Consider the following 25129-nt stretch of genomic DNA (forward strand, 5'->3'; position numbering starts at 1 on the left):
ACTCATTAAAACTTGTTTAGGATCGCTTGGAGCTCATTGTTGACTCGCAAGGCCCAACAGATGCGCCACCCTGTAGGAAGGGCTAGTGCACCACGTTGAATTGCGAGTAACGCAGCCTCATAACGACGGCTTGAGCCTATGGATGTCACAGTACTTCCGTCTCTCCAATGATATCTAACCGTCGCTGATGGTGTCGCGCTGATGAATTGCAGAAATTGTTGTGTGGGGATGGCCGGACTAAACGACCCAAAGTACGCGACGACGGGATCCACTTTGCCACAGATTGTCATTCCCTCACGGGGCCCTGGATGAGGCAGCTCAGTTGATTTAAAAGTGTATCGGGGGGGACGCAAAGAACCCAGCGGCCCTGGGGGAACTAGAAACGACGTGATATCAACGTGCGCCACGTCTCTTCCTATTTCTAGTATGCATTGAAGATCCAAATAAACGAGGTTTTCGTTAGATGGTTTAAAGTCTTGCTCTGCTCCCGCCTTGAGTAAGCTCACAAGGTCTGCCAATAGGCTTTTACCGTTTCTAGGCTCCGTGAGGGTGCCAGGGTTATAGACCCTAAGCGCTGCCTCAATCCTGAAGAGTTGCTCAACGGGCATAGGGTAGAAGAGTGCTACATGCAGGGCACAGCGCATCTTGGCAGCCCAACGGCCAGTCGAGAACTCCCTCGCCTCACGGAATCCATCAGCAACAAGCATCTCTACTTGCTCCGCCACATCAATAGCAAGTGGCGAGCAGTAGTCGGCCATCTCGGATTCGATCTTCAGCAGCGACGCTTCGGTAAACACACCAAGCCTTGCCAATGTTTGCCAGAGACCGCGCATGCTCTGCGGAACGTAACTCGGAGGAGCAGCGTCTGGTCTTGCCGGAGAGAATTTTTCGCCAAGGGTTTCCTTTATAGCCTTAACAACATCAACGGCAGAAGTGTTGCTTTGTTTGCTCGCACGCTCCGCTATCCGCAAGAACGTCGCAAACCTTCCCACGTGCTGGCAACGCTCAATGATCTGCGCAATATCAATATGTGGTGCTATGCGTTCCCACAACCCAATGGGATTTTCTTGCGACATGATGTCCAAAGTGGCAGCAGCGATGTCTGCACGGTTTTGTCGATCCATCGAAACCGCAAGTTGAAGAATGTGTGGGACCCATGCATCGCTAGAACGCAGTAGCCACAGCATCATCGCGGCTCCACTGTCACGACGCTCCCAAGCTGGATGGTCAAGTGTCCATAGTAGTAGTTCAAAAAGAGCTGCAGAAGCGCCTCCTGTCTCTCCTTTCCCAATATAAGAGAAAGGTACTTGCGAGGCGCTACCAACCATTTGACCGACATGGTCCACAGCGACAGCTAGCAGGGAGGCTTGCTGTACAGGATCGACTTTCTCTCCAACAAGCTCGATTAGGTGAGATGCAATCCTCCATCGCTGAACGTGGCGCTCTTCGAGTATCAAAGGCCCATAAAGATGCACAAGCGCATCCCCGTCTTCAATCTGACTCTGAATCAATCTGTCGGCGTCGCGAGTAGTGCCGTCGCCAGACCAGATAGACCATCCTCCTGATTGGAAAGCTCGCAACGCTCGGATGCACTCTTGAACAGCTGCAGAAGAATTGCGACGGTTTAGTTGAGATTGCGCAGTCTGAAGAGCTGTGGCGGCATCTTTGGTTGCGGATTGCTTTCCGAATGTCCCCGGCATGAACAACCGCTCATCGTCGAGTTCATCGTCAACGTTGGTTTTCGACTCATTAGGCGGACTCGCCACCTTGTGATCTTGCTCATGACGAAGATCGAAGCTTGCAGCCAGTCTTTCATGCTGCTCGGTACTCAGCGCTGCCTTGGTCTCATTCAAACTGTCTGTGAAGCCAGACTGAATTCCCGCGGGAAGCCGAGAGACTAGCGCTCCTAATAGTAGTTGGGCGCGCTCAGAGTTCATGGCGTGAGCGATCGAACGGATTCGCATGGCCGCCCAGGCCAAGTCACCCGAATCGCCCGCCAATTCTGTGATGATTTCTGCGTACTCACGCCCCCAATCAGTCAGGTGTCGCTCGTCACCATGCTGATAAACTTCCAGAAGGGCCCAGCGCAAACGCCAGTCAGCCTGCCCCCTTGCTTGGCGGAGCAATGCCAGCAGAGCAGCCTGCTCCTCCAGCGCCCCGCCCGGAAACCGCATACCAACGAGCGATGAAATCCTGTCTAGATTTCCTGCCGATGCTTGGGCAAAGAGTTGCTCGAGCGAACCGCAGGCCTGGTGCTTGAAGTATTCAACGGCGTCCGCGTATAACGACCGCCGACATAGTTGCCCAATGAAGTTGCCCTTGTCTGCACGGACGTAGCGCTGGAACGTCATCTCTCCACTCGCTCGTTCCAAATAGGCGGCAATTTGGGCAAGGGAAGAAGCTGGAACTGCCGAGTCAATGGAAAGCGACTCTAAGGTTCCTGACATCATTGAAAGTTGGTCTTCCTTGTACCAACTTGGCCCCATAGAAAACGACAGTGCCGATTGGTAGGTCCGGTGCGCTTCCTCAGTCGCGCCCAACCTGGATAATAACGGAACGATGTGAAGCAGTTCTGGAACAAGTTCAAATCTGTTCTCCACATTGACCTCGACGTAGTCCCTCCAACGCAAGACAAGATTGAACAAACTGTCAGAGGTTGATTGGTCACTCTCACTCACGATGAAAACGCTGACTACGATTTGAATGGCTCGGCGGAAGCCTTCGTTGTAGACGCCAAGCTGATCATTGAATGCCTGTTCAATGTACTCAAGTAAAGCTGTCGCGCCCTGCGGAAAGCAGTCCAACATGAGTCTGGCTAGTCGTTCGTAAAGCAGCGGGACAATTACCTCCGGAATGGAGTAACTACCTTTCCAACGGATGCGGGAAGCTAGCGTGAAGGACAAAGAAGGAAGAATATAACTAGTGACAAATGACCACGTTTCATCGAGCGCTGCTTGGTCCGAAAGCGCCTTGGCTCGCCGTGCCCTGGCGTCGCTCCAAGCGATTGCCACGGCAACGGACTTCAGCGTGGTCTCCCAATTTCCAGGCATCGGCATCTGTACAAGAGGCTGATCAACGCTTTCACGTAGGAAAAATTTGGCGCGCAGCTGGTCAAACGCTTCGCAAAAAGCCGATTCATCTATCTCCGCTCGGTTCTCTTTGGAAAACGATAGAGATTCGTCACCAAAATCAACGCTGGTGGAGTAGGCCTCAACAAGCTTCGGGTTTGCCCCGGCGTCGATCAGGGCACGGCTGAATACAAAGCGCCTGTCCTCAAAGCGCAGAGGTGCATCTATAACCCTCTCTATGTCTGAGAGCAGGAGATCGACCATATCCTTTGGTAGCTGAATGCTGTAGTGGCGTGAGTGCATCTCAGCGTGGGCCAGCGCCTGCAGGAAGATCATCAACTGGTGACACGGGTCCACTTTTCCTGGGACATCTAGCTGTGAAAAGGATCGGTATTTCCCCTGCAAGCAGAGTTGTGAGCCGACTAGGTCTCCAGTCAGTAGTTGCAAAACTTCGCTCCGTGCGTCATCTGAGAGCGAGTTTTTGGGATTGAGTGTGATGACTTTCACGATCGCACTAAGAAATGCATTCACGGGAGGATCACCGCCAGCCGCGAGCGCTAGCCCATAGCCGCGCAAGCGAGCTGACACGGCATTAAAAAAAACTTCCGTGCTGACACTCCCTTCGGACTGCCATCGTTCGAATACGCTATTAACCGCGTGCTGAGACTTCTCTAAAAGGGTCAGGGCCTCTTCGTATCTGCCCGAACGGGTGAAGGCGTTTGCGACGGCAAAAACTTCATCGACGTCGACGATAAGACGTCCATTTCTAACGACGTGTCTTATGGCTTCGTCCGTCTTTCCGAGAGACAGGAGAGCCAGAGCTACCAACTCTGCGGATTGTGCGAAAAGAGTGTCGTAACGGAATGTCAGTCTTTGAGATAGCAGGAGCAGTCGAACGGTGTCTGTTGCTGTCCCGATGAGCGTGGCTGAAGCGAGAGTTTCGTCGATGTCAGAGAGAAGTACGTCAGGCTCAGCACCAAGCAGAACGGACCTGTCCACCCAGTCCTGCTGACACACTTTTATCGCATGTAGTTGGGCCTCTCGGTCTCCAAGCAGGCCGTGGCAGATCTTGTTCAACTCTCCGTAATCACCGCTGACAGGGAGTCCGCAGAATTGGGCCAGTCGAGTATGTATCCTCTGGCTTAGCGCTGTTGTTTTGTGGGCGATGAATTCTGAGAATGAAGGGTGATAGATTTCCGTGTTCTCTGGGCGAGAGAGTAGATGTCGGATTCGCGTAAGAGTAGGAACGAAGACACCTGACTCGGCCGGAGTCAACATGGAGGTCAGATCGGATGTGGGAATGCCCCAGCGGAGTCGGGCAATGATGCCAAGCAAGTTGATGGCATCAGCGTCAGATATTAGGTGGGACCATATGGTTTCGTAATAGTCCTGAATGGACCCACTGAACGCTGGTAGCTCAGCGATGTCCCCCTCGCTTGCTCCTCCGTTCACGAGATCTACGAGGTACCGAAGATAGAGAGGATGGCCCATTGCCCGGTCACATAATGTAGCCACCAATTCTGGGCTGGCCTTGTCACGTTCAAGGAACTCCACACACAACCCGTACTGGATTTCTCGCTCGAGTACTGGAAGAGTCAAACGCTCTGCGCCTTCAAGAATGCTGCCAATCCCGCTTGCAAGCGCATCCAGCCCGACGCCAGTAATTACGATTACAAGACCTTGAGGGACCTTGGGCGGCAGCAGACTTACGAAGCGCTGCAAGCTCTCCCTTCCTACAGCTGCAGCCTCATTTATCCCGTCAATGAACAGCACGCCAACCTTTCCTGCCTTCGTGCAACGGTTCGCAAGCGCCTGCAAAACCTCATGTGTTCTTTCTATAAGCTGGACGTATGAGAGCTCCAGCAATCGTGCTGGCTTACCGGTCGTTTTTGAGGACAGCAAGGAGTTTGCCCAGTCGAAAAAGACCTCTGGTTGGGCCTGATGTGCGGGTGTCAACCCATGCCCGCGCTCAGTTAATGCATATACTCCAAGAGTCTCTAGTTGCGATGCTTGAGGAGTGAAGCTTCTGCAATACGTCGACTTGCCGATGCCATGAGGTCCATCGACGAAAAGATAGCCGCCGCCCTTCTTGATGAGACTGGATTCAAAGTGCTCATCGAAGTCCGGGCGCAAGCCAATCGGGGCGTCATCTTTAACCGGATCTGACTCGTTTGGCATCAAGCCATTGTCGGCAAGGAAAGGTTGCAGTTTCGCAAGACTCACCGCGCCAATAGAGTTGTCGATGTTGAGTCGGAGCATTCCGCGGCAGACCGTGCCAACCATAAGGGCGGAGCCCGACAGTCCGTGATACTCCGAAAGATGAGTGCCCGGTTCAACAGAGAGGTCTAGATCTACCCCGTGTAGTCGCTCGCTCAGGACCTGCTGAATCTCACCATTCAAAGCATGGCCAAGCGCTAACTTCACCACTGGATAGCCGAAAGCATTCCATCGCTCACCCTCCCGTGGGATTTTGACGTCAATAGTGATAGGGGCTATTGGGAGCGGTTCTTGTAATCGGAGCAAGCAAACATCGAGATCTTCGTCAAAAGATTGAGGCGTAACACGTTGCTCAATCTCTGTAGATCCTACCCGAAACCGAATCGTGGTGTGCTCGCCAGCCGCAACTTCCGTTGTCACGCAGTGATAGGCCGTTAGCACAAGCTCAGGTGAGATAAGCCATCCCGTCCCCGATTCGCCTTTTCCGATGACTTGGCATGTGGCCTGTTTGACTTCCTCTCCTGTCATGAGTCGCTCCCTTTCATTTGAATCCAGTGCTGGTCATCTATATGGACGCTGAACCTAGCGCCGGACCTTGATATATGTTCTTGCAGTCGTTTAGACGCAGTTGTCGCGTAATTGAAGTAAAGCTTTCGCTCGAAGGACGCCGGCCGATCAACAATCTCTGCCAGGACCTCAAAATCCGGATGGCCATGGTGAGTACCATCGGATGAGATGAGGAAGCAAGGTGAGTCAATAACCGAAAGTAGCTCCTCGCTTGTATTATGCAGGCTTCCGTGGTGCGAAACCTTGATTGCATCGAAGAGAAGCGGCGAGGCCGTCGTCTGCAATGGCTTCAGCGCCGCAACAATGTCCTCTGCCCAGGCGTCGCCGAGGAAAAGTACGCGCGATCTACCAGTGGAAAGGACAAAAGCTATGGAGCTTCCATTGGAGATGGATTTATCGGCAACGTACACCTCGGAAAGGCGACGGTCGAACTTAGCCGCGATGGGGGTAGCTGTGGGAAACGAAGGCTGAGGTGCAGCCGAGCACCACATCTCGTACGCATCGTCAACGAGGTCGCTGGATAGGGCTCCCCCCCGCAAACCGAGTTTCCTCATTTCTCTGAACCACAAGCTCCGCAGCGCCTCAAGGCGCGCAAACATTGGTCCTATCACTTGAATCTGCACACCATTCGGCAGGTTGAGCGGCGACGTTTTGTTGTCTATGGAACTAGTCCCGTCCCCCGCATTCCAGGCGTAGCCATGCTCCCTAAGCAGTCTGGCAAGTGAGCTTCCTTGAAGAGCGGTGATTTGGCTTGCCGAGCGGTCAGGAGCTTTAGGAAAACCACGGCGTCTCACTGCTTCAAGAACCATCAGATCCTGAATGCTGTCGGGGACATCGGTCGACTCTGGCAACGACCGCAGACTGTTGTGCCAGACCGCGTCTACTCCGATGGCTCTGGTGGCGAGAGACCCATTTGTAGAGAAAAACTCTAGAAGCCCACCTATATGATCAGCGTCTATGTGCGTACAAACAACCAGGCTTAGCCGACCGCCTAAATTTGAGAGCTGAGCCAAGTCCTGGGCCACGTGGTTCGAGTAGGTACTTGCGAAGCCAGCATCAACAAGAATATAGGTACCGGATGCATCGATTAGAAATGCGTCGCCGTTCCTTGCGGGGTACATCTTTACTCTCAGCATGGTGGCCTATGAGCAATGGATTTGCGGCAGTCTATCTTAAGAACCAATAACCATGTTTCGGGTATGTCCGAGAATATTGTGAATCGTCCCAGCTTTGTTGACGGGGAGTGATTACTCCTAGCTTTTCTGTCCATCACGACTTGCCGCTTCGGGGCGGTTGCAGTCCTTCAGTGCTTGGCTGACGCACTCACGCTGAGTGGCACCCGCTGACACCCATCAACTGCAAACGGCTGGTCAGCGCGAATGCAAACGACTGGTCAGTGGCAATGCAATTAGGTGGTCAAGTGAGATGCAATTATGCAGAGCCCATGCGAGTGGGAATGCGGAGCCTTCCCGCTCGCGTGGGCTTGGCCGAGAAAGCCCCAAGAGGGAGGCTTGCAACGGCGACAGTCGCCACTTCTGTCGCCATGCTGCAAACCAGGTATTACGCGGGTTGTCGCCGGTGTCGCCGCTGTCGCCAAATCAACCATCACTCCATCTGGGGAGTCATTCTCGGTTACTGGTGGCGTCCGGTGAGCGCTCACCGTATCGGCACGACGTTGTGGTCCCTGGTTTGATTGATCGCAGATGCCGACAGGTTGCCAGTGGCCGCTTTCTGGATGTGCTCACTCCACCAAGCCATCATCGGACGCCGGCGCTCGATGTAGTCAGCTCGGTTGTAAGCGCTTCGGACTTCGTCCTTGTCGACATGCGCCAGCGCGACCTCAATCAGCTCCGGATCCCAGCCATGTTCATTCAGGATGGTGCTGGCCATGGAGCGCATGCCGTGGCTGACCAAGCGGTCCTGGAAACCCATACGTTTCAACGCCATGTTGGCAGTCTGGCTGTTGGCGTGGGTACGTGGATTTCTGTCTGCCGGAAACACGTACTCCCTGTGGCCGCTGTGGGACTTGAGTGCCTCCAGCAGCGCGAGTGCCTGTTCAGACAATGGGATGGTATGCGGGCGACGCTTTTTCATGCGCTCCGGAGGGATGGTCCAGATGCGTTTGTCGAAGTCGATGTCTGCCCATCGGGTGGTCGCCGCTTCGGAAGGGCGGGTCATGGTGTGCAGTTGCCATTCGATCAGGCAGCGGGTCGTTCTCTTGATGGCGGCGTTGGCGATTTCCAGCATGAGCTCCGGAAGCTCATCAGGTGCTAGCGCAGCCATGTTCTCTTTCTTGGGCTTCTTGAAGACAGCTCGAATGCCGCTGAGGGGGTTGGCGAAGATCAGTCCTGAATTGACCCCGTAGGTCATGATCTCGTTAAGGCGCTGGCTCACTCGCTTGACGGTCTCGAGGCTGCCTTTGGCCTCGATTGGGCGAAGGAGCTTGATCACCATGGGGGCGCTGATTTCCGAGAGCGGCGTTTTTTTTAGATCTGGAAACACGTGCAGTGTGAGAGATCGCCAAATGTCTTCGGCGTACGCTGGGGTGACCGAGTCCTTCTTCAGCTCAAACCAAGCCGTGGCCACCTTTTCGAAGGTGTGTTCAGTCTCGGCGAGTTTGGCTTGCCTTATCTCATCACGTCGGGTTTTGGGATCGATACCCAGAGCTAGCAACTCGCGAGCCTCTACGGCTTTCTTTCGAGCGTTGGCTAACGAGAGGTCGGGGTATGGACCGAGCGCCATATTGATACGGTTTCTGGTCAACGGCTCGCGGTAATTGAAATTCCACATCATTGAGCCGCTCGCGCGTACTCGAAGCTGTAAGCCATCGCCGTCGCTAAGGACGAAGTCTTTACCAGTTGCCTTGACTGCCTTGAGCTGGCGATCGGAGAGGCGGGTTGCGTTAGTAGGCATGGGGGCTACCTCCAGCACCGTTTTGGTATCCTGAAAATAGCATTTGGCAGTCCGGGATACCACCTGGGATACCAAAGCGCCTGGAACTCAGAAACCCTGCAAAGCCCCCATAAGCGCTGAAACCCCTGTATTTACTGGATTTAAGGCACAAAAAAAGACGTCCGTGGACGTCTTTAGATGATGAAGTGGTGGAGCCGGGGGGATTTGAACCCCCGTCCGCCAGTACTCCGCTGTCGGTACTACATGCGTAGCCGTGTCTATTAAGTTAACCCTCAGCGACCCGACGGGCAGGGTGCATTGGGCGAGTTGTGTAAGTTTTAGCCGCTTCGTCCACAACGTACTGCACGGCGATTCTGTTCTATATGACAATCACTTTGGGTTTACAGACATCCCCTGATGATTGCTGGACCCGAAGGTACCAGGAGGGAAGGGCTAAGGCTGCTTACGCAGCGAGAGCGTATTCCCCGTAGGTTTCGTCATTGGCAACTATAGAAAGTTGCAACAGTGGATTTACGAGTTCTGTTACCAACTCGGCATGCACCTAAAGTTTCGCAACCGGCGTCGAATCCTAAACGGCCCCGAGCCTGTTGCTCTGTGAATCCTGATGAGCAACAAGCGAGCACAGTGTACGCCAACGTGGCTCAGAAGGCCAACCCGAAGGTTGGCCCTCGGCGGATGTTATTGCTTGCCGCCATCACTTGCCTTCTGAATTTCCTGGATGGTCTGGGTAGTTTCCGCGATGCATTTCTCGGTGCCGTCTTTCGTGCCGAGTGCCTGATGGGCTTTGGCTTGCTGGACGCTGGCTTCTACCCGGGCCTGCATTTCCGGTGCCTGAATCTGCGATTTGGCATTGTTGATGGTTTGCAGATTGACTTCGCAAAGATCGCCTGCAGCAAACGAGGAGGACGCCATCATGGAAGCAGTAACGAACAGACCTAACAGTACAGAACGTTTCATGTGTATCTCCTTGAACTGAAGGTCCAGGCATCGCTGGCCATCAGGACGGGCTGCCGAGTGTGGGGAAGACCCGCGTTTTGCGGGGCTTGATCAGTGGACTGCGGCGGTGCGTCAGGGTTCTATTTTTCTTCAGGTCGCCTTTGCTCGGGTGACCCGATCCACCAGATACACCAGCCCGTGGTAGTCGATGCCGCCGTGTTGTGTCAGGCCGATTTCACAGGTGCGGCTGGTAGAAATCCCCTCGCTGCATTGCTGCACGGCCTCCTTGAGTGTGCGCAGGGAGTGAGCGTTGAGCTCCGGTGTGGTGAAGCCCTTGTCACCGGCAAACCCGCAGCAGTGAATACCTTCGGGAATGACCACGTTCTTGCTGCATTTACGCGCCAGATCGATCAATGCCTGGCTCTCGCCCAGGTGCTGGGTGCTGCAGGTGACGTGCACCGCGATCGGTGCTTCCTGGGGCGAGAAGTCCAGACGATCCATCAAATGCGTACGGATGAAACGCACCGGGTCGTACAGGTCCAGTCGAACTTCGCCCAGGTCCTGGACCAGGCGCAAGGTGCAGGGGCTGGTGTCGCAGTAGATCGGATCGAGCCCGCCACGGCTGGCGTGCAGCAATGCGCCGATCAGTTCCTGGCGCTTGTGTTCGGCCTGTTCGGCGTAGCCTTTGGAGGCGAACGGCTGACCGCAGCAGAGGCTGTCCAGATTGTCCGGGAAGACCACTTGGTAACCGGCCTTTTCCAGCAGGCCGCGGGTTTTGTCATACAGCGACATTTGTTCTTTATCACCCGCCGCCGGGCCCATTGCTCGCGACACGCAGGCCGCCAGGTACACCACCCGAGGGCGTTGGTCCGATACGGTAGGGCTGAAGCGAATGGCCTTTTCCGGTTGCGGCATGGCGTTGGTCCATTGCGGGACCTGACCTTTGGATAAGCGCGTCAGCGTGGCCGAGAGTTTCGCCAGTCGCGGTGCTCCCAACAACATGCGTGCGCCGTTGGCCACGTGCAGGGTAAAGCGTGCGCCTTGCAACGCGGTGGCGAAATTGCCTTCCAGCCAATTGGCGGTTTTCGTATGAGTCGCGTTGCGGCTGCGCAGCTTTTTCACCAGTTCACCGGTGTTGATGCCCACAGGGCAGCGTTGGGCACAGAGGCCGGTCGCCGCGCACGTGTCGATGCCCTGGTATTCGTAGGCCGCTTCGAGTTCGGTGGTATCGACCCCGGCGCGTTTCTTCGCCTGGATGTCCCGCCAGATCACGATGCGTTGGCGCGGGCTGAGGGTCAGGCCTTTCGAGGGGCAGACCGGTTCGCAGAAGCCGCACTCGATGCATTTATCCACAATCTCGTCGGCGGCCGGCAACGGTTTCAGGTGCTTGAGGTGGATCTGCGGGTCCTCGCTGAGCACCACGTCCGGGTTGAGAATGCCGTTGGGATCGAGCAGGCGTTTGAGCTGCCACATCAACTGGTAGGCATCGCTGCCCCATTCCAGTTCGACGAAGGGCGCCATGTTGCGCCCGGTGCCGTGTTCGGCTTTCAGCGAGCCGCCGAATTCCACCGCCACCAACTGCGCCACGTCGTCCATGAACGCCTGGTAGCGTGCGACTTCTTCCGGGTTGTTGAAGCCTTGAGTGAAGACGAAGTGCAGATTGCCTTCCAGCGCGTGTCCGAAAAGGATCGCTTCGTCGTAGTGATGTTTGTCGAACAGCTCGATCAGGCGGTTGACGCCGGTGGCCAGTTGTTCCACCGGGAAGGTCACGTCTTCGATGATTACCGTGGTCCCGGTTTTGCGTACCGCGCCGACGGCGGGGAAGGTGTCCTTGCGGATGGCCCAGAGCCGGGCGTTTTCCACCGGGTCTTCGGTGAAGTCGACTTGTTTTTCAACCGGGAACGAGGTCAGCGACGCCATGATCTGCGCCAGTTGTTCCTGCAGCAACGTGGGTGAGGCGGCGCGGGATTCGATCAGCAGGGCGCAGGCATTGGTCGACAGTTGTTGTACGAAAGCCGGCATGCCGGGCTTGTCCTGCACCGAACGCAGGCTGCGGCGGTCCAGCAGTTCCACGGCCGACACCGGTTGGCTCTTCAGCACGCTGACCGCGTTGCAGCAGGTCTCCACGTCCGGGAACACAATCAGTGCCGACGCCTTGTTCGGGTGATCGATCACGGTGTCGTAGGTCACCGCGCTGATGAAGCCGAGGGTGCCTTCGGAACCCACCAGCAAGTGGCTCAAGATATCCACAGGCTCGTCGAAATCCACCAGGGCGTTGAGTGACAGGCCGGTGGTATTTTTCAGACGGTATTTGTGGCGGATTCTCGCAGCCAGTTCGGCATTGGCCCGGGTCTCGCGGCCTAAGGTTGCCAGGCGCTCAAGCAGCGAAGCGTGGCTCTGGCGAAACGCCGCGACACTCGCTGCATCTTCGGTGTCGAGCCGGCTACCGTCGGCCAGCACCAGACGAATGCCGGCCAGCGTGTGGTAGGTGTTCTGCGCGGTGCCGCAGCACATGCCGCTGGCGTTGTTGGCAACGATACCGCCGATTTTGCAGGCGTTGATCGAGGCCGGGTCAGGGCCGATCTTGCGCCCGAAAGGAGCCAGCCAAGCGTTGGCCTGCGCGCCGATCACGCCGGGTTGCAGGCGGATTTGCGTGCCTTGGCCGCGGATCTCGCGCCCGTTCCAGTTATCCCCAAGCACGATCAGCACCGAATCGCTGATGGCTTGGCCGGACAGGCTGGTGCCGGCGGCGCGGAAGGTCACCGGGACTTGATCCCGTTGCGCCAGTTCGAGCAGCGCCACCACTTCGTCTTCGGACTCGACACGGATGACCAGTTTCGGAATCAGCCGGTAGAAACTGGCGTCGGTGCCGAAGGCCAAGGTCGACAGCGGATCGTCGAAACGGCGCTCTTGGGGGATCAGTTGCTGTGCATCTCTGAGAAAAGCCGCCGGTAGACTCATTGGTCCTCCAGGATCAGAACCACCAGGTCTTTCGGGCCGTGGGCGCCGTAGGCCAGGATCTGTTCGATGTCAGCGGTTTTCGATGGACCCGACACCAGCAGCGCGTTGGTCGGCATGCCTTGGGCCCAGTTGAATTCCTGCTGCACCTGATAGAAGTTGTCGCGGATTTCACTGGCCTTGAGCAACGCAAAATGCACCGGCGGCACCAGGCTCATCAAGCGCGGTTCTTCCCGCGTCGGCCAGAGAATAAGGCTACCTGTCGCGGCGATTGCACCGAGGGTGGTGGTCAGGCTGGCCGGGGTGTCGTTGAACAACTCGGCTTTCCATTCTTCAACCGGGCGGTCGTAGGACTTGAGTGTCGGCAGACCCGGATTGTACGCCCAGTGTTGAGTGACACGTTGACCGTGAGGCGTAGTCGGCGCGATCAAAAGGCTCGGCAACTGGCGGTCTCGCAGCAATTGCGCGAGAAGCGCCGGCCAACCTTCACCGGACGTCAGATGGATTTCGGTATGCACCGCTTCCATCAGTTTGCGCAGTTGCGGGATACGTTGCTCGGCGGTGTAGGTGTAAGGCGCAGTCACCAGTTCGACGTCGAATTCGTCGGGCACGGGCGTGGTGCCGGTCAGACTTTTCCGCAATTTGGCGAGGATATTTTGCTTGGCGCTCATCAACGATCTCCCTGTTTGGCCAGATGCTCGCGGGCCATGTCATGCAGTGAGCGGGCAGCAGGTTTCGGTGCGCTGTGATTTTGTGTCCACGGGCCAACGTTACTCGGTGCAAGGGCGCGCAGGCGAGTGGCGAAGAAGCCGAACAGGCGATACAGGGTTGGCGAACTGTTGAGCCTGGCCCAGGCGTTCCAGATAAAGCGCTCCTTGCGCGAGTACTTGCTGCCTTGGCCGCGCATCACTTGGTGCGGGCTGTCCGGTGCCTTGACGTTTTCTTCCCGCAGGCGACGCAGCAGTGCCGGGATAGGAATTTTTACCGGGCACACTTCACCGCAGGCACCACACAGCGACGAGGCGCTCGGATGGTCGGGGACGTTCGCCAGGCCGACCATGTGCGGGGTGATGATTTTTCCGATAGGCCCAGGGTAAACCTCCCCATAGGCGTGGCCGCCGATTCGGGTATAGACCGGGCAATGATTCATGCAAGCGCCGCAGCGAATGCAGTTCAGGGTCTGGCGCAATTCGCTGTCGGCAAAGGCCTGGCTGCGGCCATTGTCCAGCAACACCAGATGCACTTCCTGTGGGCCGTCGAGCTCATGCGCCTTGCGCGGGCCGGAGATCATGTTGACGTAGGTGGTGATCGGCTGGCCGAGGGCCGAGCGGGTCAACAGCGACAACAGCGGCACCACGTCGCGCAGGTTTTCCACGACTTTTTCGATGCCGGTCACGGCGATGTGCACCGGCGGCACTGTGGTGGTCATGCGGCCATTGCCTTCGTTTTCCACCAGCAGCAGGGTGCCGGTTTCGGCCACGGCGAAGTTGACGCCGGAGACGCCGATGTCCGCTTCGAAGAATTTCTGCCGCAAGACCCTGCGACCGATCTGAATGAGTTGGTCAACGTCCTTGGTGTACTCCACGCCAAGTTTGTCGTGGAACAAGGACGCGACCTGACCGGCATTCTTGTGGATCGCCGGCATAATGATGTGTGAAGGCTTCTCGTGGTCGAGCTGGACGATGTATTCACCCATGTCCGACTCCAGGCATTCAATGCCTTGAGCCTCGAGGACATGGTTCATCTCCATCTCTTCGCTGACCATCGATTTGCCCTTGATCACTTGCCGCCCCTCGTGAGCGCGGATGATCGAGAGGACGATGCCATTGGCTTCGTCTACCGTTTCCGCCCAGTGCACTGTCACACCGTTGCGGGTCAGGTTCTGTTCAAGCTGCTCGAGCAGGTCGGGCAACTTGGATAACGCACGGGCGCGGACAGCATTGCCCAACGCTCGCAAATGTTCTCGCTCATAGGCATCGCTGAAGGACGCTGCCCGTTTTGTCATCAGTGAATCCATCGCAGTGCGAAAATTGTTTCGCAGTTGCGGGTCACCCAAAGCCTTGTGGGCCCGGGCGCGAAAATCTTCTTCTACGGCGACCGTAGGAATAATCGCGGAGGCGTTCATCGGCCACCTCCGGTTCGCTGCCAGAGGAAGCTCGCCAGGTGTTGGCCGCGCAACGCTTCCTGCTGTTTCTCCAGCGAGCCGTTGATGTTCATCAGGCAACCACAATCGGCACTGAGGACCTTGTGCGCGCCTGATTCCTTCAACGACCGGGTCTTGTCAGCCACCATCGCGCCGGAAATGTCTGGCATACGGACGCTGAAAGTCCCACCGAAGCCACAGCATTCACTTTCGTGGCTGTGGTCGACCCGCTCCACGTTGCCCAGCTGCGCCAACAACTCGCGGCCATGCAGGTGGGTGTTCATCTCACGTCGCGCCGAACACGAGGTGTGCAACGCGACTTTCACAGGTGTGCCGCTGTCCTTGAGCTGCACCTTGCAGACAAACAGCAGGAACTCGGCCAGTTCATAGGTCCGGGCAGCCAGTGCCTGAACCTGTTTCAGCGTTTGCGGCTCGTCTTTGAACAAGTCGGCATAGTGTTCGCGCAACATTCCGGCACACGATCCCGACGGCACCACCACCGGATAATCCCCGGCGAACAGCGCCAGTTGCGAGCGCGCCACGGTCCTAGCCTGCTCGGTGTAACCCGAGGTGTAGGCCGGTTGTCCGCAGCAGCTCTGCCCTTGCGGATACTCGACCCGAATGCCTTCGCGCTCCAGCAAGTGGATCGCATCCATCCCGGCTTCGGGGTAGAACAAATCCACCACGCAGGTTCCGAACAGGTAGACCCGTGACGGTTTTTCGCTGGGGTATTGCCGAGGCTCGGGCAGTGGCGGGGCGACGCGGGTCGCGTTCGGCACGGCGTTGTAAAAAAGCTCGCTCATCAGGCGTGTCTCCGGGTGGGCCCGGTTATCCGTCCGCTGAGGCTGCTGAATATAGAGAGGGAAGCTTTCAGCAGCCTTACAGACCGGGTTGTGAATAGCTGACGCCGGAATCGTGGTCCGGCGTCGGTTTTTTCGATGCTGCTTGTAGGTCTTAGTGCACCAGCATGCCGGTGAACCAGTACGCCTGTGCGTAGGTGATCAAACCGACGATCGTTGCAAAGAACAGGCTGTGCTTGAGGGTGAAACGGAACAGGTCCGATTCCTTGCCCACCAGGCCGGTCGCGGCACAGGCCACGGCGATCGATTGTGGCGAGATCATCTTGCCGGTCACGCCGCCGCTGGTGTTCGCTGCCACTAGCAAGGTGTCGCTGACGCCGATCTGGTGCGCAGTGGTCGCTTGCAGCGAACCGAACAGCGCGTTGGACGACGTATCGGAACCGGTCAGGAAAACACCCAGCCAGCCGAGGAACGGCGAGAAGAACGGGAACGCGGCGCCGGTGCCGGCCAGTACCAGGGCCATGGTCGACGACATGCCCGAGAAGTTGGTGACGAAGGCAAATGCCAAGACCATGCCGATGGACAGAATCGGCCAGCGCAGCTCATAGAAGGTCTCTTTCAAAGTGGTCAGACCAGTTCTGAGATTGATCTTCAGCACCAGCATCGAGATCAGTGCGGAGAAGAAAATCGCGGTGCCGGTCGCGGAAATCGGGTCCAGCTTGAATACGGCAGGCAGGGCCGTCGGGGCGGTTACGATCGGTGCGACCTTGATCACCATCTGATCCAGGTGCGGGATCGCGAAGTTGAACACCCAGCTGTACATCGAACCGCCGGCAGCGAACATCGCCTTGAACGGTTTCAGGGTCCAGATGGTGACCAGTACGGTGAGGATCAGGAACGGCGACCAGGCCTTGAGAATTTCACCGAAGCTGTAGGGCGACGCCACGGTGCTGCGCGGCTGACCGAAGCCGCCAGCGTTGGCGGTCACCACGGACGCCGAGACGGCGCCGACGATATGTTGGCCAGCGGCACGTTTCGGCTGCCAGACTTTCAGGAACAGGGTCAGGGAAATCAGGCTGGCCAGGGCCGAGGTGATGTCCGGCAGTTCCGGGCCAATGAAGTTCGAGGTGAAGTACTGAGTGACGGCGAAGCTCAAGCCCGCTACCAGTGCGGCCGGCCAGGTTTCACGCACGCCGCGCAGGCCGTCCATCATGAACACCAGCCAGAACGGCACGAACAGCGACAGCAGCGGCAATTGACGGCCGGTCATGGCGCCGATCTTGAACGCATCGATACCGGTGACCTGCCCGGCGACGATGATCGGGATCCCCAGGGCACCGAAGGCTACCGGTGCGGTGTTGGCGATCAGGCACAGGCCCGCGGCGTACAGCGGGTTGAAGCCCAGTCCCACGAGCAATGCGGCGGTAATTGCCACTGGCGCACCGAAACCGGCGGCACCTTCCAGGAACGCACCGAAACAGAAGCCGATCAGCAGCACTTGCAGGCGCTGGTCATCGGTAATCGACAGCACCGAGCTGCGGATCACTTCGAACTGCCCGCTCTTGACCGTCAGTTTGTAGAGGAATACCGCCGCGACGATGATCCAGGCAATCGGCCACAGGCCATAGGCGAAGCCGTAGCCGGCCGCCGCGAAGGCCATATCGACCGGCATCTGGAACGCGAAGATAGCCACTGCGATGGACAAGGCCAGCGTGATGCTGCCGGCCACATGGCCTTTGAGGCGGAACACCGCCAAAGCCAGGAAGAAAAATACGATGGGGATGACGGCCGCGAGCGCGGAAAGGCCGAGACTGCCGAGCGGACTATAGAGCTGTTGCCAGGTTTGCATATGGGGTGGCCCCTAATTGTTGTTGGTCAGGCACTGGTCAGCGTTCTTGGTTAATTGGTAATACCAATTTACAATCGCTGTTGGCTAGGGTAAAAGCCTTGTAGGTGGCGTGTCAATTTGCCGCTCTAAAACTTTTGTCGAATACGCGGTGCGGCGGTCATCTGATGCGGTCGATTCAATGCAATCTGATAGGGTGCTGGCGCAGCGCGGATGGGCCAGAATAGAGGGCCCGGTGAGCTGCCGGGACCGTGGAGAAATGAGTTATGGGGTTTGATCAGATTCGTCAGCGCCGTTTGTCTGACGATATTGTCGAGCGGCTCGAGGGAATGATCCTCGAGGGCACGCTGAAGGCGGGCGAGCGCTTGCCGGCCGAACGTACGTTGGCCGAGCAGTTCGGCGTTTCCCGCCCGTCGTTGCGTGAAGCGATCCAGAAACTGGCGGCCAAGGGCTTGCTGGTCAGTCGCCAGGGTGGCGGCAACTATGTGGTGGAGTCGCTGGGATCGACCTTCAGCGATCCGCTGCTGCTTCTGCTGGAAAGCAACCCTGAAGCCCAGCGCGACCTGCTGGAATTTCGTCATACCCTGGAAGCGTCCTGCGCCTATTACGCGGCGTCGCGTGCGACGGACGTCGATCGCGAGCGGCTGACGGCGGCGTTCAACGAATTGCAGGACTGCTATACCCGTCACGAAGATGTGAGCCGTGCGGAAGAGGGCGCGGCGGATGCGAAATTTCACCTGGCGATCGCCGAAGCCAGTCACAACGCGGTGTTGCTGCACACCATTCGCGGGCTGTTCGACTTGCTCAAACGCAACGTGGTGACCAACATCGGCGGCATGTACAAGCAGCGCGCGGAAACCCGCGACATGCTGATTTCGCAGCACCGTGAGCTATACCTGGCGATTATCGAAGGCAGGGCGGAGCAGGCGCGGGAAATTTCCAGCCGACATATCTTGTATGTGCAGGAAGTGTTGGAAGAGGTGCGTCAGGAAGTGCAGCGCGTGGCCCGGGCGGAGCGGCGCAAGGGGATGTAGTCAGTCACTGTGGCGAGGGAGCTTGCTTGTAGGGAGGGCGCTTGCTTGTGGCGAGGGAGCTTGCTCCCGCTGGACGGCGAAGCCGTCCCAAAAAAGCGACGGCCGCTTCGCACCCGAGCGGGAGCAAGCTCCCTCGCCACAAGAGTCGCGATCAGGCTGGAAGATTAATCTTCCTTGCCCTTGTTGCGCACCGCCCGCTGCAACTCGCGACCGGCGTCGCGCTCGCGTTCGGTATCACGCTTGTCGTATTCCTTCTTGCCCTTGCCCAGAGCGATCTCGCACTTGACCATGTGCTTGCTCCAGTACCAGGACAGGCACACGCAGGCGTAGCCTTTTTGCTGCACGGCAGAGGCCAGCTTTTCCAGCTCGCGTCGGTTGAGCAGCAGTTTACGGGTGCGGGTCGGATCAGCGATGACGTGGGTGCTGGCGGTCATCAGCGGCGTAATGTGGCTGCCGAGCAGCCAGGCTTCGCCATCCTTGAGCAGCACATAACTGTCAACCAGTTGCAGCTTGCTTGCCCGCAGACTTTTTACTTCCCAGCCGGCCAGGACCAGACCAGCCTCGAACTTGTGTTCGATGAAGTAATCGTGTCGCGCCTTTTTATTTTGCGCGATGGTCCCTGTTGGGTGTTTCTTCTGTTTAGCCATAGGGGCGGCATTATAGGGAGTTACAAGCTAGTCGGCTACGGTATCGCTACGTGCTTGAGCAGGTTGATTGAATCCCGGACAATGCGGCCTCTTTTTTGAACGCTTGGGCGTGATAACGATGTCGACAGACAAGGTTTCTGTCCACGGCAGTTGGGCTAGCCGCTGGGTCTTCATACTCGCCGCGACCGGTTCGGCCGTGGGCCTGGGTAGTATCTGGAAATTCCCCTACATGGTCGGCGTCTACGGCGGCGGCGCGTTTGTGCTGATGTTCCTGGCCTGTATCGCGCTGATCGGTGTGCCGGTCATGCTGGCGGAAACCCTGATCGGCCGTCGCGCCCGGCAGAGCCCCGCCAACGCCTTGAAGGTACTGGCGCTGGAGGCGGGGCATTCGGCGAAGTGGTCCTGGGGCGCTTTCGCCGGGATGATCACGGCGCTGCTGATCCTGTCTTTCTATAGTGTCGTCGGCGGCTGGTCGCTGGATTACATCATCGACATGGGGCGCGGTGATTTTCAGGGGGTGACGGCAGACCAGGTTGGCGCGTATTTCGGCAACGTGATCGCCGATCCATGGCGCCTGACACTTTGGCACACGATTTTCATGCTGCTGTCCGCCGTGGTGATCGCCAAGGGCGTGGTTGCCGGCCTTGAACGCAGCCTGCGCATCATGATGCCGCTGCTGTTCGTGATGATTCTGGTGTTGCTGGGCTACAGCATGACCACCGGGCATTTCATGGAAGGCGTGCATTTCATGTTCGACTTCCACCCGGAAAAAGTACTGGATGGCTTGCTGCCGGCCATGGGACATGCGTTCTTTTCCCTGAGCGTGGGCGTGGGTTCGATCATGATCTACGGTGCCTATATGCCCAAGCACTCGTCGATTTCCGGCACCATTGTCGGTGTGGCGCTGCTGGATACCTTCGTGTCCCTGGTCGCTGGCCTGGCATTGTTTCCGATTGTGTTTGCCGCGGGCCTGAACCCGAGCGAGGGCCCGGGCCTGATGTTCGTCAGCCTGCCTTTTGCCTTTGGCAACGTAGCCTTCGGCCAGTTGATGGGCGTAGTGTTCTTCGTGCTGGTGGCGATTGCCGCCTGGAGTTCGGCGATTTCCCTGCTCGAACCGATGGTGGCTTACCTGGTTGAACGCACCAAAGTCAGTCGGGCCTGGGTGACTTTCTGGCTGGCCTTCATCTGCTGGTTTGTGGGGTTGGGCACTGTCTTTTCCTTCAATATCTGGAAAGAAGCCAAGTTTTTCGTGAACGAAGGCGGGATGTTCCATCTCTACCAATGGGGTGCGGCCGGTGGCCTGGACTTCTTCGGTGTGATCGATTTCTTCACTTCGCGAATCATGTTGCCACTCGGTGGTTTGTGTTTCGTGGTGTTTGCGGGATGGGTGATGGGTCGGGAAACGGTACGCGACGAGTTGTCGATCCGCAGCCCGATGTTGTTCGCCCTGTCCCTGTTCTTGATGCGCTATGTGGCGCCCATCGGCATTCTTGTAGTGTTTGCCGCCCAGCTGTGGAAGTGACGCTGACATGACGACACACATTCAACGTTCGGCCCTGCTGCCGTACCCCGCACAAGCGCTGTATGACCTGGTCAACGACGTGGCACGGTATCCGGAATTCCTGCCGTGGTGCTCGTCGGCCGAAGTCCTGGAAAGCTCCCCCGAGCACATGCGCGCCAGTGTCGGCGTCGCCAAGGGCGGGCTCAGTCAGCATTTCGTGACACGCAATACCCTGGTGCCCGGGCAGTCGATCGAAATGAACCTTGAAAAAGGTCCGTTCAATCAACTGCACGGTGTGTGGGTGTTCAAGCCGCTGGGCGAGAAGGCCTGCAAGATCAGTCTGGACCTGTCGTTCGATTACGCCGGGCCGATCGTTCGCGCCACCCTGGGGCCATTGTTCAATCAGGCGGCCAATACGCTGGTGGATGCGTTTTGCCAGCGGGCCAAGCAAATGCATGGTTGAGGCCATGATCGAGGTCGAGGTGGTGTATGCCGCCGTTGATCGTCAGGTGCTTCTCACTGTGGCAGTGCCTGCAGGGACGACAGTGCGCGCGGCTCTGCAGAAATCGGGCATCGGCCAGGCGTTTGCGGAGCTTGATCTGGCCAATTGTCCCGTGGGGATCTTCGCAAAGCAGATCCTCGATCCGGACAGTCGTGTGGTTCAGGCGGGGGATCGCATCGAAATCTACCGGCCGCTGCTGGCCGATCCGAAAGAAGTTCGTCGCCTGCGCGCCGCCAAGGCAGCCGAGGCCAAGGCGCGCATTCAGTGAAGTGAGTAAGGGCCAAACAATAAAAAACCCGGACATGCCGGGTTTTTTTTGGCGCCGCAAATTATTGCGGCGAGGTTTCCAGAGGCTCTGGCGTCGGGACCGGAACGGTTTCTACACCGTCGACGTCCTTCTGGATCTGATCCAGCAGCGAACCTGGCTTGACCGGTTTTTCCGGTTTTGGCTTCTCGACATTTTCTGCAGGCGCGGTCACGTTGGTGTCGCTGTCCTTGCCGAGAATGGCCTCATCCCGGCTCACGCCCGGCATGAAATCACCAGAGAGGCTGACAAGTTGGTCATTTGGGTTGAAGATAACGCTAATGCGTTCCTGTTGGCGTTCACCGCCACCGGGTTGCAGGCTGTACAGATAATCCCAGCGATCGGCATGGAACGTGTCAGTCAGCAGAGGGTTGCCCATGATAAACCGTACTTGCCGACGGGTCATTCCCGGGCGTAACTGGTCTATCATGTCCTGCGTGACGACATTGCCCTGCTGGATGTCGATTTTGTAAACCCCGGGGAATGAACAACCGGCGAGTGCGAGCAGTCCCACAAAGGTGAAACTGGTTAGCAAGAGCTTGGTGTTTTGCATCGGTGGGCGACTTCCACTATCTTGGCTGGGACAACGTAAACGCCGATCATACCCGCATTAAGAGAAGCTGCGAAGCAGCATCGCGAGAAAGCTGACCATGGTTGAAAATAGCGAACTACGCAAAGCCGGCCTCAAAGTGACCCTTCCACGGGTCAAAATTCTGCAAATGCTCGATTCCGCCGAGCAACGCCACATGAGTGCCGAGGATGTCTATAAGGCGCTGATGGAAGCTGGTGAGGACGTCGGTCTGGCCACGGTTTACCGTGTACTGACCCAGTTCGAGGCAGCTGGCCTTGTGGTGCGGCACAACTTCGACGGAGGCCATGCGGTCTTCGAGCTGGATGACGGCAAGCATCACGACCATATGGTCAACGTCGAAACCAGCGAAGTGATCGAATTCTTCGACGAAGAAATCGAGCGGCTGCAGAAGGCAATCGTCGACAAGTATGGCTTCGAGATGGTTGATCACAACCTTGTACTGTACGTACGCAAGAAAAAGTAAGCCTGTCGCGCGAACTTCAGGTTCGCGAAACGAGCGAAGGCGACCCCAGGGTCGCCTTCGTGCTGTCTGTCGTTCCTAAATCTTCGCGGTAACCACCATCTTTTTGGCGTGAGCCAGGGATTCCTTGGTCAGGTCAATGCCACCCAGCATTCGCGCGACTTCTTCGACACGATCATTCTTGCTCAGCTTGGAGACCGCCGTGCGGGTTGCATCCTCGCCGCGCACCTTGTGCACGAATAGATGCTGGTGACCCTGCGCCGCTACTTGCGGCAAGTGGGTCACGGTCAGCACCTGCCCGCGTTCACCGAGGCGGCGCAGCAACTGGCCGACGATCTCGGCAGTCGGCCCGCCGATGCCCACGTCCACTTCGTCGAATACCAGGGTCGGCACCCGCGAGGTTTGCGCGGTGATCACCTGGATCGCCAGGCTGATTCGTGACAGTTCGCCCCCGGAGGCGACTTTTGCCAGGGCCTTGAGTGGTTGCCCAGGGTTGGCGCTCACCAGCAATTCGACCTGTTCGAGCCCATTGGGCAGCAACTCATCGCTGCTGTTGGGGCGCAGTTCGATGGTAAAGCGACCCCCGGGCATGCCCAGCCGCTGGATTTCCTGCTCGACGGCGCTGGCCAGGCTGTTTGAGGCTTGATGGCGCAGGTCGCTCAGTTCCCGGGCTTTCTCCTGATAATGGCGGGCGTAGGACGCCAGCTCATCGCTCAGTCGCTCGATGGATTCATCGTTGGCGTTCAGGGTCTCGATTTCATCCAGCAGTTTCTGCTGCATCTCGGCGACCTGGGTCGGCTGGATGCGGTGTTTACGCGCCATGGTGTAGATCGCATCGAGGCGTTCCTCCAGGTATTGAAGGCGCGCCGGATCTGCATCGAAGTTGTCGAGAAAGCGGTTCAGTTCGCCAACGGCTTCCTCGACCTGGATCTGTGCGCTGGTCAGCAGGCTGCTGGCTTCACCCAGTGCGCCGACCGAGTTGTTGACGCTCGACAGGCGGTTGAGGCTGGCGGTCAGCGCATTGAGCACATTGCCGGAATCACTTTCGCTGCATTGTTCGACCACTTGCCGGCAGATGCCCAGCAGGGTTTCGGCGTTGGTCAGGTTTTTATGTTCCTGTTCGAGTTGCTCCAGCTCGTTGTCGCCGAGGCCGAGGTTCTCCAGCTCCTCGAGTTGATAGCTGAGCAGCTGATGGCGGGCACGTTGCTCGTCGCCGGAGTTGGACAGGCGATCCAGTTCCTGGCGGGTCTGGCGCCAGCGTTGGGCGGCCAGCTGTACCTGGCGTGCGAGGTCCGTCGCCCCGGCGTACTCGTCGAGCAGGCGGCGGTGGGTATCGGTCTTGAGCAGGGACTGGTGTTCATGCTGGCTGTGGATATCGATCAGCAACTCGCCCAGGGCCTTGAGGTCGCCCAATGGGCAGGGGGTGCCATTGATGTACCCGCGCGAGCGTCCTTCGGCGGTGATCACCCGGCGCAGGATGCACGGGCCGTCGCTTTCCAGGTCGCGTTCGGCGAGCCAGGTGCTGGCTTCCGGGATGTCGACCAGGTCGAACGTGGCCAGGATGTCGGCCTTGTCGGCACCGGGGCGGACCACGCCGCTGTCGGCGCGATCGCCCAGGGTCAGGCCCAGGGCGTCGAGCATGATCGACTTGCCCGCGCCTGTTTCCCCTGTGATCACGCTCATCCCGCGATCGAGTTCGAGATCGAGATGTTCAACGATGGCGTAGTTGTGTACGGACAGGTGCACCAGCATAAAGGCCGCTCCCAGGCTTTAGGTCTGGTTATTTATACAGTGTTTTGTTTCAGCCTGACAATGCCCTGTCTTAGCTCGATTTGCTTGATCCGACGAAATCCTTAGTGCGCCGGGGAATGACAATGCAGCTGTTTTTTGTAGGGTTAATCAATCGGCACCCCTTGAAGCTGGTTTTTGCGGCCCCATATACCGGGACAGAAGCGCGAGTTGAGCTCGCGGACGTTATTGAAAGGAGAAATCTATGGCTGACGAACAGACAGTGGATACGCAAAACCCAGACGCCGATCAAGCTGCCCTGGAGGGTGATGAGCTGGCGGCTCGTGTACAAGTGCTCGAAGAGCAATTGGCTGGCGCTCATGATCAGGCTTTGCGTGTAGCAGCTGATCTGCAGAACGTCCGCCGTCGCGCCGAGCAGGATGTAGAGAAGGCTCACAAGTTCGCACTGGAGAAATTCGCCGGTGACCTGCTGCCGATCATCGACAGCCTCGAACGTGGCCTGGAGTTGTCCAGCCCTGACGACGAAAACATTCGTCCGATGCGCGAAGGGATCGAGCTGACCCTGAAAATGTTCCAGGACACCCTGAAGCGTTATCAGCTGGAAGTGATCGATCCTGAAGGCGAGCCCTTCAACGCATCGCAGCATCAGGCAATGGCCATGCAGGAAAGCGCCGACGTCGAGCCCAACAGCGTGCTCAAGGTGTTCCAAAAGGGCTATCAGCTCAACGGTCGCCTGCTGCGCCCGGCCATGGTCGTGGTCAGCAAGGCCAGCGCGCCGGTTTCGCCTTCTATTGACGAGCAGGCTTGAAATTAGCCGCAGGGCCCCCATTTAGAAGTCAAGCGTTTAAGTGCTACCGCAGTTAGCCACCACTGCTGCGGCATCCAAATCCAA

The 25129-nt window shown here is 57.7% G+C and carries 18 protein-coding genes and 1 other RNA gene; 6 read left to right on the forward strand and 13 right to left on the reverse strand.

Features of this window, described 5'->3' with window-relative positions; all coding sequences use genetic code 11:
• Positions 1-5: 5 nt before the first annotated feature.
• The 10 genes from avs1b to ACA041_RS03430 form a co-directional block, all read right to left on the reverse strand.
• Entirely contained in the window at positions 6-5813 is a 5808-nt protein-coding gene (gene avs1b / locus ACA041_RS03385) for an AVAST type 1 anti-phage system protease Avs1b (RefSeq protein WP_497439885.1), read from the reverse strand.
• On the reverse strand, positions 5810-6988 hold the full coding sequence (gene avs1a, locus ACA041_RS03390; RefSeq protein WP_497439886.1) for an AVAST type 1 anti-phage system MBL fold metallo-hydrolase Avs1a: 1179 nt from the start codon (positions 6986-6988) through the stop codon (positions 5810-5812). Before avs1a ends, avs1b begins: the two co-directional genes overlap by 4 nt.
• A gap of 520 nt (positions 6989-7508) precedes the next feature.
• On the reverse strand, positions 7509-8765 hold the full coding sequence (locus tag ACA041_RS03395; protein WP_315337817.1) for an integrase domain-containing protein: 1257 nt from the start codon (positions 8763-8765) through the stop codon (positions 7509-7511).
• 186 nt (positions 8766-8951) lie between these two features.
• Positions 8952-9345: a transfer-messenger RNA gene (ssrA, locus tag ACA041_RS03400) on the reverse strand.
• Between the two features lie 98 nt (positions 9346-9443).
• Complete coding sequence (locus ACA041_RS03405; RefSeq protein ID WP_497439887.1) at positions 9444-9722, reverse strand: PA2433 domain-containing protein; 279 nt, start codon at positions 9720-9722, stop codon at positions 9444-9446.
• A gap of 129 nt (positions 9723-9851) precedes the next feature.
• On the reverse strand, positions 9852-12662 hold the full coding sequence (locus tag ACA041_RS03410) for an FAD-binding and (Fe-S)-binding domain-containing protein (RefSeq protein ID WP_497439888.1): 2811 nt from the start codon (positions 12660-12662) through the stop codon (positions 9852-9854).
• Complete coding sequence (locus ACA041_RS03415; RefSeq protein WP_497439889.1) at positions 12659-13330, reverse strand: LutC/YkgG family protein; 672 nt, start codon at positions 13328-13330, stop codon at positions 12659-12661. Before ACA041_RS03415 ends, ACA041_RS03410 begins: the two co-directional genes overlap by 4 nt.
• The gene (locus tag ACA041_RS03420; RefSeq protein ID WP_497439890.1) at positions 13330-14784 is read right to left on the reverse strand and encodes a LutB/LldF family L-lactate oxidation iron-sulfur protein; all 1455 of its coding nucleotides are present in this window, start codon (positions 14782-14784) and stop codon (positions 13330-13332) included. The genes ACA041_RS03415 and ACA041_RS03420 overlap by 1 nt, the downstream gene beginning before the upstream one ends.
• On the reverse strand, positions 14781-15605 hold the full coding sequence (locus ACA041_RS03425) for a (Fe-S)-binding protein (RefSeq protein ID WP_497439891.1): 825 nt from the start codon (positions 15603-15605) through the stop codon (positions 14781-14783). Before ACA041_RS03425 ends, ACA041_RS03420 begins: the two co-directional genes overlap by 4 nt.
• Before the next feature lie 151 nt (positions 15606-15756).
• Entirely contained in the window at positions 15757-17451 is a 1695-nt protein-coding gene (locus tag ACA041_RS03430) for a lactate permease LctP family transporter (protein ID WP_497439892.1), read from the reverse strand.
• 263 nt (positions 17452-17714) lie between these two features.
• On the opposite strand from ACA041_RS03430, the gene ACA041_RS03435 reads away from it, so the two are divergent.
• Complete coding sequence (locus tag ACA041_RS03435) at positions 17715-18482, forward strand: GntR family transcriptional regulator (protein WP_497439893.1); 768 nt, start codon at positions 17715-17717, stop codon at positions 18480-18482.
• Between the two features lie 164 nt (positions 18483-18646).
• On the opposite strand, the gene smpB is transcribed toward ACA041_RS03435, so the two are convergent.
• On the reverse strand, positions 18647-19129 hold the full coding sequence (gene smpB / locus ACA041_RS03440; RefSeq protein WP_123405120.1) for an SsrA-binding protein SmpB: 483 nt from the start codon (positions 19127-19129) through the stop codon (positions 18647-18649).
• A 118-nt stretch (positions 19130-19247) separates the two neighbouring features.
• Between smpB and ACA041_RS03445 the strand changes: the two genes are divergently transcribed.
• The 3 genes from ACA041_RS03445 to ACA041_RS03455 are packed head-to-tail and all read left to right on the forward strand — an operon-like array spanning position 19248 to position 21400.
• Positions 19248-20651, forward strand: a complete 1404-nt coding sequence (locus tag ACA041_RS03445) for a sodium-dependent transporter (RefSeq protein ID WP_497439894.1) — start codon at positions 19248-19250, stop codon at positions 20649-20651.
• 7 nt (positions 20652-20658) lie between these two features.
• Positions 20659-21093 carry a type II toxin-antitoxin system RatA family toxin gene (locus ACA041_RS03450; protein ID WP_497439895.1) on the forward strand — a complete coding sequence of 145 codons (435 nt, stop codon included), beginning with the start codon at positions 20659-20661 and terminating at the stop codon, positions 21091-21093.
• The gene (locus ACA041_RS03455; protein WP_497439896.1) at positions 21086-21400 is read left to right on the forward strand and encodes an RnfH family protein; all 315 of its coding nucleotides are present in this window, start codon (positions 21086-21088) and stop codon (positions 21398-21400) included. Before ACA041_RS03450 ends, ACA041_RS03455 begins: the two co-directional genes overlap by 8 nt.
• A 61-nt stretch (positions 21401-21461) precedes the next feature.
• Here ACA041_RS03455 and ACA041_RS03460 read toward each other — a convergent pair whose 3' ends face one another.
• On the reverse strand, positions 21462-21989 hold the full coding sequence (locus ACA041_RS03460) for an outer membrane protein assembly factor BamE (RefSeq protein ID WP_497439897.1): 528 nt from the start codon (positions 21987-21989) through the stop codon (positions 21462-21464).
• Between the two features lie 97 nt (positions 21990-22086).
• Here ACA041_RS03460 and fur point away from each other — a divergent pair, with 97 nt between their 5' ends.
• Positions 22087-22491 carry a ferric iron uptake transcriptional regulator gene (gene fur, locus ACA041_RS03465; protein ID WP_003197684.1) on the forward strand — a complete coding sequence of 135 codons (405 nt, stop codon included), beginning with the start codon at positions 22087-22089 and terminating at the stop codon, positions 22489-22491.
• Between the two features lie 75 nt (positions 22492-22566).
• On the opposite strand, the gene recN is transcribed toward fur, so the two are convergent.
• The gene (recN, locus tag ACA041_RS03470) at positions 22567-24240 is read right to left on the reverse strand and encodes a DNA repair protein RecN (protein WP_497439898.1); all 1674 of its coding nucleotides are present in this window, start codon (positions 24238-24240) and stop codon (positions 22567-22569) included.
• A 241-nt stretch (positions 24241-24481) separates the two neighbouring features.
• On the opposite strand from recN, the gene grpE reads away from it, so the two are divergent.
• Entirely contained in the window at positions 24482-25045 is a 564-nt protein-coding gene (gene grpE / locus ACA041_RS03475) for a nucleotide exchange factor GrpE (RefSeq protein ID WP_497439899.1), read from the forward strand.
• Positions 25046-25129 lie beyond the last annotated feature (84 nt).

Source organism: Pseudomonas sp. LBUM1676, from assembly GCF_059695605.1.